The 13,560-nt window shown below is 57.0% G+C and carries 12 protein-coding genes; 8 read left to right on the top strand and 4 right to left on the bottom strand.

The window, feature by feature from the left end; all coding sequences use genetic code 11:
* Positions 1 to 111: 111 nt before the first annotated feature.
* Positions 112 to 1,017 (bottom strand): LysR family transcriptional regulator, encoded by a 906-nt coding sequence (locus ACOTXR_RS14390; RefSeq protein ID WP_023330286.1) that lies wholly within the window; start codon positions 1,015 to 1,017, stop codon positions 112 to 114.
* Positions 1,018 to 1,138: 121 nt separating this feature from the next.
* Between ACOTXR_RS14390 and ACOTXR_RS14385 the strand changes: the two genes are divergently transcribed.
* On the top strand, positions 1,139 to 2,392 hold the full coding sequence (locus tag ACOTXR_RS14385; protein ID WP_023337217.1) for an MFS transporter: 1,254 nt from the start codon (positions 1,139 to 1,141) through the stop codon (positions 2,390 to 2,392).
* 75 nt (positions 2,393 to 2,467) lie between these two features.
* Here ACOTXR_RS14385 and ACOTXR_RS14380 read toward each other — a convergent pair whose 3' ends face one another.
* The 3 genes from ACOTXR_RS14380 to ACOTXR_RS14370 all read right to left on the bottom strand — a co-directional run bounded on the left by ACOTXR_RS14380 (position 2,468) and on the right by ACOTXR_RS14370 (position 5,634).
* A complete protein-coding gene (locus ACOTXR_RS14380; RefSeq protein ID WP_032636736.1) occupies positions 2,468 to 3,859 on the bottom strand; it encodes an APC family permease in 1,392 nt (463 codons plus the stop codon).
* Positions 3,849 to 4,034, bottom strand: a complete 186-nt coding sequence (locus ACOTXR_RS14375; RefSeq protein WP_419095949.1) for a hypothetical protein — start codon at positions 4,032 to 4,034, stop codon at positions 3,849 to 3,851. The genes ACOTXR_RS14380 and ACOTXR_RS14375 overlap by 11 nt, the downstream gene beginning before the upstream one ends.
* A gap of 181 nt (positions 4,035 to 4,215) precedes the next feature.
* On the bottom strand, positions 4,216 to 5,634 hold the full coding sequence (locus ACOTXR_RS14370; RefSeq protein WP_078310602.1) for a glutamine synthetase family protein: 1,419 nt from the start codon (positions 5,632 to 5,634) through the stop codon (positions 4,216 to 4,218).
* Between the two features lie 226 nt (positions 5,635 to 5,860).
* On the opposite strand from ACOTXR_RS14370, the gene puuD reads away from it, so the two are divergent.
* The 7 genes from puuD to asr all read left to right on the top strand — a co-directional run bounded on the left by puuD (position 5,861) and on the right by asr (position 13,554).
* A complete protein-coding gene (gene puuD / locus ACOTXR_RS14365) occupies positions 5,861 to 6,613 on the top strand; it encodes a gamma-glutamyl-gamma-aminobutyrate hydrolase (protein WP_196238017.1) in 753 nt (250 codons plus the stop codon).
* Positions 6,614 to 6,638: 25 nt separating this feature from the next.
* Complete coding sequence (gene puuR / locus ACOTXR_RS14360; protein ID WP_013096835.1) at positions 6,639 to 7,196, top strand: HTH-type transcriptional regulator PuuR; 558 nt, start codon at positions 6,639 to 6,641, stop codon at positions 7,194 to 7,196.
* 155 nt (positions 7,197 to 7,351) lie between these two features.
* Complete coding sequence (gene puuC / locus ACOTXR_RS14355) at positions 7,352 to 8,845, top strand: aldehyde dehydrogenase PuuC (protein WP_058690804.1); 1,494 nt, start codon at positions 7,352 to 7,354, stop codon at positions 8,843 to 8,845.
* Positions 8,842 to 10,122, top strand: coding sequence for an NAD(P)/FAD-dependent oxidoreductase (locus tag ACOTXR_RS14350; protein ID WP_014883627.1), 1,281 nt, complete (start codon positions 8,842 to 8,844; stop codon positions 10,120 to 10,122). Before puuC ends, ACOTXR_RS14350 begins: the two co-directional genes overlap by 4 nt.
* A 25-nt stretch (positions 10,123 to 10,147) precedes the next feature.
* A complete protein-coding gene (puuE, locus tag ACOTXR_RS14345; protein ID WP_045282040.1) occupies positions 10,148 to 11,419 on the top strand; it encodes a 4-aminobutyrate transaminase in 1,272 nt (423 codons plus the stop codon).
* Between the two features lie 123 nt (positions 11,420 to 11,542).
* Complete coding sequence (locus tag ACOTXR_RS14340; protein WP_023337212.1) at positions 11,543 to 13,030, top strand: carboxypeptidase M32; 1,488 nt, start codon at positions 11,543 to 11,545, stop codon at positions 13,028 to 13,030.
* Positions 13,031 to 13,179: 149 nt separating this feature from the next.
* Positions 13,180 to 13,554 carry an acid resistance repetitive basic protein Asr gene (gene asr / locus ACOTXR_RS14335; protein ID WP_014883624.1) on the top strand — a complete coding sequence of 125 codons (375 nt, stop codon included), beginning with the start codon at positions 13,180 to 13,182 and terminating at the stop codon, positions 13,552 to 13,554.
* Positions 13,555 to 13,560 lie beyond the last annotated feature (6 nt).

Here is a 13,560-nt window from a genome sequence, read left to right as displayed (position 1 = left end):
CCTTATTTTCGAGCTTCGAAATAAACTTTGGGCTATGGTGAAGCACTTCCATAGCTGTCGTCAAATATTTACTTAGCTCTGTGATTTACCGCACATTTTTATCCCTTTTCCCTACCGGTTTTGCCCACCTGAAGCACTGATTAACTGCTGTTTGAAGCGCTGCGCGGCGTGGCTCTGTTCACGATGTTTTGACCAGACCAGCCACATCTCGGAAACGGCATCCTCTTCGGCGATGGGAACCCAGCGCATTTCGCGCAGTTGTACCCGTTTAAAGGAGGCCGGAAGAATAGAGACCCCCAGTCCGGCGGCGACCAGCCCAATAATGGTCATCGCCTCGCCCACCTCCTGGGTGATAACCGGAGCAAGATCGTAGCGACGCATCAGTCCCAGAATGTCGTCATACAGGCCCGTTCCGACCTGAGGATCAAAAAAGACAAAGGGTTCTTTTGCCAGCTCTGCCAGCGATACCGCCGGACGCGAGGCCAGCGGGTGGTCAAGGGGGATCATAGCCATCAGGGGTTCATGCAGAATCACCTGCCACGCCAGCGTGTCCGGCAGCTGCGTATTCCGCATCAACCCCAAATCCAGTGCGCCTTCATTCAGCGGTGCAATTTGCTCGCGGGTATTAATTTCGCACGTCTGAATATGCACATCCGGGAAATGGCGGCGGAATGAGGAAAGCGTCTGGGAGACGGCGCTGATAAAGGGCGCGGACGACGTAAACCCGATTCGCAGCTCACCGGCTTCTCCGAGGTAAAGCCGCTCTGCACGGGCGGCGGCGTCATCAACCATGCTCAGGATTTGTCGGCTGTCGGTCAGAAACTGCTTACCCGCCGCCGTCAGGCTCACGCTGCGGTTGGTGCGGGCCAGAAGGCGCGCGCCCACCTGCTGTTCGAGGATTTGAATCTGCTGGCTTAACGGGGGCTGAGAGATATTCAGCCGTGCCGCCGCGCGGCCAAAATGCAGCTCCTCAGCAACGGCGACAAAGTAGCGAAGATGACGCAGTTCGATATTCATATTTTTAAAGTATCATTTGAGATAATTAATATATTAGACAGAATATTTACATTTTCCTACCCTGATCGTGTGGTCATACCCGTCACCCGAAATCACGGGGATGTTTAAGCAAGGAAACTGTGTGAGTCGTACAACCTCCATTGATATCTCTCCGGCAAGCGATATCAATGATTTACCCGTAGCATCGCAGCCGGTCCAGTTCATTAAACGTGGTACTCCCCAATTTATGCGCGTTACCCTGGCGCTCTTTTCGGCCGGTCTGGCCACGTTTGCCCTGCTCTACTGCGTTCAGCCGATCCTCCCCGTTCTCTCCCATGAGTTTGGCGTATCGCCCGCCAGCAGCAGCGTTTCGCTCTCGATTTCAACCGCGATGCTGGCAATTGGCCTGCTCTTTACCGGCCCTTTGTCCGACGCCATTGGCCGTAAACCGGTGATGGTCACTGCCCTGATGCTGGCCTCGGTCTGTACGTTGCTCTCGACCATGATGACCAGCTGGCACGGCATTCTGGTGATGCGCGCGCTGATCGGGCTGTCGCTCAGCGGCGTGGCCGCGGTCGGGATGACCTATCTCAGCGAAGAGATCCATCCGAGCTTCGTTGCCTTTTCGATGGGGTTGTACATCAGCGGGAATTCAATTGGCGGCATGAGTGGGCGTCTGCTGAGCGGGGTCTTTACGGACTTCTTTAGCTGGCGTATTGCGCTGGCGGTTATCGGGTGTTTCGCGCTGGCATCTGCACTGATGTTCTGGAAAATCCTGCCGGAATCACGCCATTTCCGCCCGATTTCTCTGCGCCCGAAAACGCTGTTTATTAACTTCCGTTTGCACTGGCGTGATAAAGGGTTGCCGCGCCTTTTCCTGATGGGCTTCCTGCTGATGGGGTCATTCGTCACGTTGTTTAACTATATTGGCTATCGCCTGATGCTTTCGCCGTGGCATCTGAATCAGGCCATGGTCGGTTTGCTTTCTGTGGCTTATCTCACCGGCACGTGGAGTTCGCCGAAAGCCGGGGCGATGACCGCACGCTTCGGCCGCGGGCCGGTCATGCTGGTCTTCACAGCGGTAATGCTGCTCGGCCTGCTGCTGACGCTCTTCTCCTCACTGTGGCTGATTTTTGCCGGGATGCTGCTCTTCTCCGCCGGGTTCTTCGCCGCGCACTCGGTCGCCAGCAGCTGGATTGGCCCGCGCGCGCGTCGAGCCAAAGGACAGGCATCGTCGCTGTACCTGTTTAGCTATTACCTGGGATCCAGCATCGCCGGGACGCTGGGGGGCGTGTTCTGGCATCACTACGGCTGGAACGGCGTGGGCGGGTTTATCGCCCTGATGCTTTGTGCCGCGCTGCTGGTGGGGGCAAGTCTTCATCAACGGTTGAGATAATAAACGTGCGGGCTGATGTCCGGTAAGACGTACGAGCGACCTAAACGGCACCAGCGTACTGGTGCCGTTTATCGTTCAGGAATCCCAGGCCTGCTCTATCTTACCGGCTTCAAACTGCGGAGGCGGTTTTCGGAAACGGCGCGTTAGCCATGTCAGGTAAAGGATCCCCAGTGCCGCCCAGATGAGGCCAAGCGTCAGGGACGTCGCTTCGAGGTTTATCCACAGCACGCCGACCGTTACCGCCCCAATAAGCGGCAGCAGGAGATAGTGGAAACGATCTTTCCACGTTTTGTTTAGCCCCTTACGTCGCCAGAAATGGTTGTACACCGAGAGGTTAACAAACGTAAACGCCACCAGTGCGCCAAAGTTGATCAGCGCCGTTGCGGTCACGAGGTCAAAGTATAGCGCCGACAGGGCCACTATCCCCACCATAATGACGTTCAGGGCCGGGGTACGCCATTTCGGATGCACATAACCAAACACCCGCTCCGGAAAGACGTTGTCACGCCCCATCACATACAATAACCGCGAGACGCTGGCGTGCGAGGCCAGACCCGAAGCCAGCGTATTGACAAAGGTGGTACATAAAAACACCGACTGGAAGAGCTTACCGCCCACGTACAGTGCTATTTCCGGCAGCGCGGCATCCGGGTTCTTGAAGCGCGCGATGGTCGGGAAAAAGAGCTGCATGAAGAACGAGGCAACAATGAATATCAGCCCGCCGTACAGCGCGGTCAGGAAAATGGCTTTGGGAATGACCCGTGCCGCGTTTGGCGTCTCTTCCGATAGCGTGGTAACCGCATCAAAACCGAGGAAAGAGAAGCAGACGATGGTCGCGCCGGTAATAATCGGGATCAGATGTGCGTTCTCGCTGATAAACGGCTGGAGCGACCAGACGGTACCGACCCCTTCTCCCTTGTGCAAGCCATGCACCACGAGGATGACAAACACCACCATAATCGCGACCTGCACCAGCACAAACAGGGTGTTAAAGTTGGCGACCAGATTAACACTCTTCAGATTCGCCAGCGTCAGGATCGTCACAAACCCCACCACCCAGACCCACGGCGGGACCTCAGGGAACATCGCGGAAAGGTAGATCTTCGCCAGCAGCACGTTGATCATCGGCAGGAAGAGATAGTCCAGCAACGATGACCAGCCGACCATAAAGCCCACGTGGGGTCCAATCGATTTCTGCGTGTAGGTATACGCGGAGCCCGCTTCCGGGAACTGCCGTACCAGTTTACCGTAGCTGATGGCGGTAAACATGACGCCAGCCAGCGCCAGGAGATACGAGGCGGGCACGTGGCCGTTGCTGATACCGGACACAATACCGAAGGTATCAAACACGGTCATGGGGGTGAGGTAAGCCAGCCCCATCATCACCACCTGCCAGAGCTTAAGAGAACTGCGCAGTCGGGTTCTGCCGGCCATGCCCGGCGCGTCAAGAGACGTGTTAGTCGCCATACACCGTCCCCCCTATGCTTACCGTGGTTTGCAATCGCGTTGACCTTAACGCAAACCTGCTTAGCAAAGGGGGAAGTTGTGAAGAACAAACGCGACCGTACCAGCGCACCGTCTCTGGCTCGCATTCACCATGGAAGCCTGACTGGCCCCCTTCGCCCTGCGGATAGTTGAACATCTGCATCATTTCCTACCTCGTCACACAGTGTCGTTAAGAAAGTCCCTGTGCCGCCTGCGCTCCATAACGCGACTCCCGGGAGATAGCTGGCGTGCCAGCGAACAGTTCGGCCAGGCTCCGCGCAGGCCGTATGGTGATACGTATGAGATGAAACAAAGCGGCCCCTTACCGGGGCGCGTTATCAGGCGTTTTTCAGCATCCACTCGATTTCTGTTTCAGTAATGAGGCGTTCAAACTGCAGTAATTCATCATTTTTGCAGGCGTGATACACGTGGCAGAAACGCTCGCCCAGCCGCTCGCGGAGGCGATCGTTTTGCATAAACTCCCACAGCGCATCACTCTGACGAATCGGGAACGGCAGTCCGTCCTGCTCCAGGCCATTGCCTTCAACCTCTTCCTGCAGCGGTAAATCGTTATCCAGCCCGTGCAGAATGCCGGCAAAAATCGCCGCCATCACCAGATACGGATTCGCGTCTGCCCCTGCCACCCGGTATTCGACACGATGGTTATGGCGATCGCCGCAGGGAATACGCAGGGCAACCGTGCGGTTGTTGTGTCCCCATGACGCCTGCGTCGGCACGTACATACCCGGCTGGAAACGGCGGTACGAGTTGACGTTCGGTGCCAGCAGCGCCATGGACGCTGGCATCAGATCGATCATCCCGGCCAGCGCGCGTTTCAGCAGCGCGGAATCCTCGCCGCTGGCGTCCGCGAGCACGTTTTCGCCTCTGTTGTTTTGCATACTGATGTGGATATGCATCCCGCTGCCCGCATGCTCTTCATACGGCTTCGCCATAAACGTGGCGTGCATCTTATGTTTTTCTGCCATCTGCCTGACGAGACGTTTTAGCGCCAGCGCATCATCACAGGCATCCAGCACGTTTTCCGTATGGTGCAGGTTAATTTCAAACTGACCCGGCGAGGCCTCAGCCACTGCGCCATCGGCGGGGATCAACTGCAGCTGCGCCAGCTCATCAATATCGTTCAGCACGTCAGCAAAGTGGTTGAGATTATCAACCGAGTAGACCTGGCTTTGCGTGTTACGCACGTCGGTGCCCGGCGCGCAGGGTGGCTGCAGATAACCCTCGGCATCGCGATTCCGATCAAGTAAATAGAACTCCAGCTCTACCGCTACCACGGGTAACAGACCGCGCTGGCGCAACTGCTGCCAGAGCCGGTTGAGTACGTTCCGCGGCTCAACGTCAAAGGGAGCGCCATCTTCATCGACCATGGTGAGCTGCACCTGACCAATGTATTCCGGGTCCGCGGCGGACGGTGTCAGGGTGCCCGGCACCGGCACACAAACACAGTCAGGCTCGCCGAGCTCCTGCCCCAGGCCCGCTTCTTCCACCACGTTACCCAGAATATCCATGGCGAACACCGACGCCGGGAAATAGCAGCCTTTTTCGAGTTTGTTCAGTCCGGCAACCGGAATACGTTTACCGCGAAAACAGCCGTTCAAATCGGTCAGGAGGACATCGATAAACTGGGTGTTCGGATACTGTTCTAAATAGCGCTTCACCTCCTGCGTAAAGGCGCTGCCCCGCCTCTCATCCGTGTAGTGAACAAAGTTCTCAACTTCTACGATATTGGTTTCCATGATTTACCACCGTTTTTGGGATTTGCGTTCGCTGCTCAGGACTGTCAAATATAATGTCCACCCTATCGAATCTGTATGCAAATAAATTGTTTGTCAAATGTTAAATTAAGTTTGCAAAAGGCAGATCTCGTTGCTAGATTGAGAAAATATTGAACGAAAAGGCCGTTTTACAGGTGAAACTGGCCTAAATTTAGTCCACTTTGTGAGGGCGATCATGGAAAATATAATGAACAAGCCAGTCATTGGCGTGGTGATGTGCAGAAACAGGCTTAAGGGTCATGAGACCCAGACCCTGCAAGAAAAGTACCTGAATGCCATTATCAATGCGGGGGGCTTACCCATTGCCTTACCGCATGCGCTGGCAGAGCCAGAGTTGCTTACCACTCTGCTGCCAACCCTGGACGGGATTTACCTGCCGGGCAGCCCAAGTAACGTGCAGCCGCACCTTTATGGTGAAAACGGCGATGAGCCTGACGCCGATCCCGGGCGTGATCTTCTGAGTATGGCGCTGATTGCCGCCGCGCTCGAAAGGCGCATCCCCATTTTCGCCATCTGCCGGGGGCTGCAGGAACTGGTTGTTGCGACGGGAGGGACGCTGTATCGTCGCCTGTTCGAGCAGAATGACCTGCTTGAGCACCGGGAAGATCCTGAACTGCCGGTTGAGCTACAATACGCCCCGTCTCATGAAGTTCAGGTTCAGGAGGGAGGACTGCTGTCTCAATTAATACCAGGCTGTAACACATTTTGGGTAAACTCGTTACACGGGCAAGGTGCACGAACGTTAGGACCACGGCTTCGCGTGGAGGCCCGCTCGACGGACGGGCTGGTTGAAGCGGTCAGCGTGCATGACCATCCTTTTGCCCTCGGCGTGCAATGGCACCCCGAATGGAACAGCAGCGAGTACGCCCTGTCACGTATGTTGTTTGAAGGTTTTATCACCGCCTGTCAAAGCCACATTGCCGAGAAGCAACGACTTTGACCACTACCGTAAAGGAAATGCAACTATGAGCGATGACGGACTGGCGCCAGGGAAACGTCTGTCTGAGATCCGCCAGCAACTGGGTCTCTCGCAGCGGCGTGCCGCCGAACTGTCTGGGTTAACACACAGTGCCATCAGCACCATCGAGCAGGATAAAGTCAGTCCTGCCATCAGTACGCTTCAGAAGCTGCTGAAAGTCTATGGGCTGTCGCTCTCGGAATTCTTTTCGGAACCGGAAAAACCTGATGAACCGCAGGTGGTTATTAATCAGGAAGACCTTATCGAAATAGGCAGTCAGGGGGTTTCGATGAAGCTGGTTCACAACGGAAATCCGAACCGTACGCTGGCGATGATTTTTGAAACTTACCAGCCTGGAACCACGACCGGAGAGAGGATCAAACATCAGGGTGAGGAGATCGGTACGATACTGGAGGGTGAAATTGTGCTGACCATTAATGGCCAGCCTTATCACCTGGTTGCGGGGCAAAGCTATGCCATTAATACCGGCATACCGCACAGCTTCAGCAATACCTCGGCAGGCATCTGCCGCATTATCAGTGCCCACACCCCCACCACGTTCTGATGACCACTCAGCCCCGGCGTAAAGACTTACGCCGGGGCAAATAAAAACGATCAATGTCGGCATTTTACGGGTTAATCCCCGGGATGCCTCACGGCTTCGTATTGCCTGAAACGGCCATGCCTTTATTTATCTGATTGCGAAAGAAAGGAGTGAATATGCATTTTCAGCACCTGACTTACTGGCAGGATAAAGCAAAAAACAGTGCCATTGAGACCCGGTTATTTATTAACGGTGCCTATTGTGACGCCGCCGATAAGGCCACGTTTGAAACCGTCAACCCCGCTACCTGTCAGACGCTGGCGAATGTGGCCCGGGGCAAGCAGACGGACGTAGACCGCGCGGTTCAGGCTGCGCGTGAGGTATTTGACCGTGGCGACTGGTCGCAGGCGTCACCGGCGCAGCGCAAATACGTTCTCAATAAGTTCGCCGATTTGATGGAACGCCACGGCGAAGAGCTGGCCTTACTGGAAACCCTGGACACCGGTAAACCCATCCGCCACAGTCTGCGCGACGATATTCCCGGCGCGGCGCGCGCCATTCGCTGGTACGCCGAAGCGGCGGATAAAGTCTACGGCGAAGTGGCGCCTACGGGGCCGGACGCGCTGGCGATGATTGTGCGCGAGCCGATCGGGGTTGTCGCCGCCATCGTTCCCTGGAACTTCCCGCTGCTGCTGGCCTGCTGGAAGCTGGGCCCGGCGCTGATCGCGGGCAATAGCGTGGTATTGAAACCGTCCGAAAAATCGCCCCTCACCGCCCTGCGGCTGGCCGGGCTGGCGAAAGAGGCGGGCCTGCCGGACGGCGTGCTGAATGTGATAAGCGGTTACGGCCACGAGGCGGGCCAGGCGCTGGCCCTGCATCCGGACGTTGAGGTGCTGACGTTTACCGGCTCTACTCGTACCGGCAAGCAGCTGTTGAAGGACGCAGGCGAAAGCAACATGAAGCGCGTCTGGCTGGAGGCTGGCGGCAAGAGCGCCAACATTGTCTTTGCCGACTGTCCGGACCTGGACAAGGCCGTGAGCGCGACCGCCGCCGGGATTTTTTATAACCAGGGGCAAGTGTGTATCGCCGGGACCCGCCTGCTGCTTGAGGAGAGCATCGCCGATGACTTTCTGGCAAAGCTGAAAGTGCAGGCCCGCCACTGGCAGCCGGGCGATCCGCTCGATCCCGACAGCACGATGGGAATGCTCATCGACGCCGCGCACGCCGATACCGTTCACACGTTTATTCGCGAGGGCGCCCGGAAAGGTACGCTGCTGCTGGACGGGCGGGCACAATCCTGGCCTTCTGCGGTAGGTCCAACCATTTTTGTCGACATCGACCCTGCCTCCCCGCTGTGCCGGGAAGAGATTTTCGGGCCTGTTCTGGTCGTCACCCGTTTTAAAATCGAAGAGGAAGCCTTAACGCTGGCCAACGACAGTGAATATGGGCTTGGCGCGGCGGTATGGACCCGCGACCTCTCCCGCGCACACCGCATGAGCCGTCGCCTGAAAGCAGGCTCGGTCTTCGTCAATAACTATAACGACGGGGATATGACCGTACCGTTTGGTGGCTATAAGCAGAGCGGCAACGGCCGCGATAAGTCTCTGCACGCGCTGGAAAAATTTACCGAACTGAAAACCATCTGGATTGCCCTGGAGCCTCAATCATGACCGAACATACCACCAGCTATTATGCGGCCAGCGCGAACGCTTACGAACCATTCCCGACGCTTAGCGAATCAATCAGCTGTGACGTGTGCGTGGTAGGCGGCGGCTATACCGGCCTCTCCTCCGCACTGCATCTCGCTGAAATGGGCTACGACGTGGTGCTCCTTGAAGGGGCGCGCATCGGCTTCGGTGCCAGCGGACGCAACGGCGGCCAGCTGGTTAACTCCTACAGCCGCGATATCGACGTGATTGAGAAAAACTATGGCCCCGATGCTGCCAAAGTCCTCGGGAGCATGATGTTTGAAGGCGGGGAAATCATCCGGGAGCGTATTCAGCGCTATCAGATCCAGTGCGACTATCGTCCCGGCGGGCTGTTTGTTGCCCTGAACCATAAGCAGCTGGAGACGCTGGAAGAGCAAAAAGCCAACTGGGAACGCTACGGCAACACGCAGCTGGAGTTGCTGGATGCCAGCGCGATCCGCCGGGAAGTCGACAGCGAACGCTATACCGGCGCGCTGCTGGACCGCAGCGGGGGACATATTCATCCGCTCAACCTGGCGATCGGCGAAGCGGACGCCATTCGCCTTAACGGCGGGCGGGTGTATGAACAATCCCCGGTGACCGCCATTCAGCACACCAGCCCGGCTGTGGTAAGCACGCAGCATGGTCAGGTGACGGCCCGCTATGTGATCGTCGCCGGAAATGCCTATCTGGGCGATAAGGTCGAACCAGAACTGGCAAAACGCAGCATGCCCTGCGGGACCCAGGTGGTGACCACCGCCCCGCTGCCGGAAGAGGTCGTCCGCACGCTAATCCCCAATAACTACTGTGTTGAAGATTGCAACTACCTGCTGGACTACTACCGGCTCACCGCCGACAACCGCCTGCTGTACGGCGGTGGCGTAGTCTATGGCGCGCGCGATCCGGACGATGTCGAGCGTCTGGTGATGCCAAAGCTGCTGAAAACCTTCCCTCAGCTGGCAGGGGTCAAAATCGACTACCGCTGGACGGGCAACTTCCTGCTGACCCTGTCGCGCATGCCGCAGTTTGGTCGTCTGGATAAAAACATCTACTACATGCAGGGCTACAGCGGCCACGGCGTGACCTGCACCCACCTGGCCGGACGGCTGATTTCGGAACTGCTGCGCGGTGACGCAGAGCGCTTTGATGCGTTTGCCAACCTCCCGCACTACCCCTTCCCGGGCGGTCGCAGCCTGCGTATTCCATTTACGGCGATGGGCGCGGCGTATTACAGCCTGCGCGATCGTCTTGGCGTTTGATCATTTCGACAAAAGGGTATCTGACATGAGTAACCAGGAATTTCATCAGCGCAGACTTTCGGCCACCCCACGCGGCGTAGGCGTAATGTGTAATTTCTTTGCCCGCACGGCGGAGAATGCCACGCTTACCGACGTGGAAGGCAATGACTATATTGATTTCGCCGCCGGGATCGCGGTACTGAATACCGGCCATCGTCATCCTGAAATGGTGGCCGCAGTGGAAAAACAGCTGCACCAGTTCACCCACACGGCCTACCAGATTGTGCCATATGAAAGCTACGTTTCCCTGGCCGAAAAACTTAACGAGCTGGCCCCGGTACAGGGCCCGGCTAAAACCGCGTTCTTCACGACGGGCGCGGAAGCGGTGGAAAATGCCATTAAAATCGCCCGGGCCCACACCGGCAGACCTGGCGTGATTGCCTTCGGGGGAGGCTTTCACGGCCGAACCTATATGACCATGGCGTTAACCGGCAAGGTCGCGCCTTATAAGCTGGGATTTGGCCCCTTCCCCGGGTCGGTTTATCACGTACCGTATCCCTCCGAGCTGCACGGCATCACGACGCAGGATGCCATCACGGCGATAGAGCGCCTGTTCAAAGCAGATATTGAGGCGAAACAGGTTGCGGCGATTATTTTTGAACCCATTCAGGGTGAAGGCGGATTCAACGTCGCGCCGCCAGAGCTGGTGGCCGCCATCCGCCGCATCTGTGATGAGCACGGGATCGTGATGATTGCCGATGAAGTGCAGAGCGGTTTCGCCCGTACCGGTAAGCTGTTTGCCATGGACCACTACGCTGACAAGCCTGACCTGATGACGATGGCCAAAAGCCTGGCAGGTGGAATGCCGCTGTCCGGCGTGGTGGGCCGCGCTGAGATCATGGATGCACCAGCCCCCGGTGGACTCGGGGGAACCTATGCAGGCAATCCGCTTGCGGTGGCCGCCGCGCACGCGGTGCTGAATATTATCGACAACGAGTCACTGTGCGCGCGCGCCTGTCACCTGGGCGATCGACTGAGCGCCACGCTGGAGGAGATTCAGGGCACCTTCCCTGCGCTCGTGGCGATAAGAGGAAGAGGATCGATGATTGCGGCAGAGTTTTTTGATCCCGAGAGCCGTGAACCGTCGGCCGCCATCGCGCAGGCGATTCAGCAAAAGGCACTTTCCCGGGGCCTTCTGTTACTGATCTGTGGCCAGTACGGAAACGTGATCCGCTTCCTTTATCCGTTGACCATTCCGGATGCCCAGTTCACCCAGGCGCTGGCGATCCTGCAACAGGTTATGCGTGATAAGGCATAAGTGCCCACTGAGAACCGTCTCCCGGACTTCCGGAAGACGGTTTCCACGGAGGAAATGTTGGGGAATTTGGCCTGTTTCATTGTATGCTCCCTGAAACACATCCCTGGCAAGAGGAAATAAGAATTGCAAAATCCATCCGCCTATCAGTCACTTGTGAAAACCTTCCAGCGCCTCTCCCGCTTCTCGCATCTCTCCTCCATCGCCAGCTGGGACATGTTTACCATGATGCCGCCCGGCGGCAGTGCCGCGCGCGGTGAAGCGCTGGCGGAAATGAGCGTCCTGCAGCACCAGCTCCTTACCGATAAAAAAGTGGGCGAATGGCTGACCGCAGCGGCAGAGGAAGATCTGAATGACGTCGAACAGGCTAACCTGCGTGAAATGACGCGCCACTACCAGCAGGCGACCCTGCTGCCGGAATCGCTGGTTGAAGCCAAATCGCTGGCGGGCAGCAAGTGTGAGCACGCCTGGCGTACTCAGCGTCCCGCTAACGACTGGCAGGGTTTTTCCGCCAATCTAAAAGACGTCGTCAAACTCAGCCGTGAAGAAGCCCGTCTTCGCGCCGAGGCCAAAGGCTGTACCCCGTACGATGCCCTGCTGGATATTTTCGAACCGGACATGACCAGCGCGCGCTTGGACGTGCTGTTTGGTGATATGAAAACCTGGCTGCCGGACCTGCTGGCGAACGTGGTGGAAAAACAGGCTCAGCGGTCGTTCGTCCCGCCACAAGGCCCTTTCCCGACGGCTACCCAGCGTGAACTCGGACTGGAAGCCATGAAGATGCTCGGCTTCGATTTTAACGGCGGTCGTCTGGACGTCAGTGCCCACCCGTTCTGCGGCGGCGTGCCGGAAGATGTGCGTATCACCACGCGCTATGACGAGGACGAGCTGCTCAGCGCGCTGTTTGGCGTGATCCACGAAACCGGACACGCGCGCTACGAGCAAAACCTGCCGCGAGCCTGGGCAGGACAACCCGTGGCGCTGGCGCGTTCAACCGCCATCCACGAATCTCAGAGCCTGTTTTTTGAAATGCAGCTGGGACGCAGCGAGGCTTTCCTGAAGCATCTGCTCCCTGCCGTTCACGCCCGCTTTGGTAGCCAGGCCGCCTTCAGCGAAGAGAACTTTATCGCCTGGAACCAGCGCGTTAAGCCAGGTTACATCCGCGTTGATGCAGACGAAGTGAGCTACCCGGCCCACGTGGTGCTGCGCTATGAAATTGAGCGTGCGCTGATTAACGGCGAGATCGAGGTGGACGATATTCCCGCCCTGTGGGATGAAAAAATGCAGGCCTGGCTTGGGTTATCAACCAAAGACAACTATCGCAACGGCTGTATGCAGGATATCCACTGGACCGACGGTGGGTTTGGTTATTTCCCGTCATACACGCTGGGCGCTATGTATGCTGCACAGTTGTTCCATGCCGCAAAAACCGCCCTGCCGGGGCTACAGGCCTCTATCGCCGAGGGCGATTTTTCGGCCCTGTTTGAGTGGCTGCGTCAGAACATCTGGCAGCACGGCAGCCGCTTCAGCACGTCGCAATTAATCACCCAGGCGACGGGCGAAGATCTGAATATCCGCTACTTCCGCGAACATCTCACCTCGCGCTATTTGTAATAACAACGCCGGGGAGGCTCCCCCGGCGTTGTACATATGGTTACACGCCGATACCAATCACTCACGGAAACCTCGAATTTACAGGGATATAGTTATTTCAACGGCCCCGCAGTGGGGTTAAATGAAAAACCAAATTCGAGGGTATGAACATGAAAAAAGTATTAGCTCTGGTTGTTGCCGCTGCTATGGGTCTGTCTTCTGCTGCGTTTGCTGCTGAAACCACTGCTGCACCAGCGGCCGCTGCGCCAACTGCAACGACCACTGCTGCGCCAGCAAAAACTGTACATCATAAAAAACACCACAAAGCCGCTAAACCTGCTGCAGAGCAGAAAGCGCAGGCCGCTAAAAAGCACCACAAAAAAGCCGCTAAACCTGCTGTAGAGCAGAAAGCCCAGGCCGCTAAAAAGCACCATAAAAAAGCCGCTAAACCTGCTGTAGAGCAGAAAGCCCAGGCCGCTAAAAAGCATCACAAAAAAGCAGTAAAACACGAAGCTGCTAAACCAGCTGCTCAGCCAGCTGCGTAAGGTACA

This window comes from Enterobacter cloacae complex sp. IR53030 (assembly GCF_049238365.1).
In the GTDB taxonomy this organism is placed as follows: Bacteria; Pseudomonadota; Gammaproteobacteria; order Enterobacterales; family Enterobacteriaceae; genus Enterobacter; species Enterobacter kobei.
This window is presented reverse-complemented; position numbering and strand designations above follow the sequence as displayed.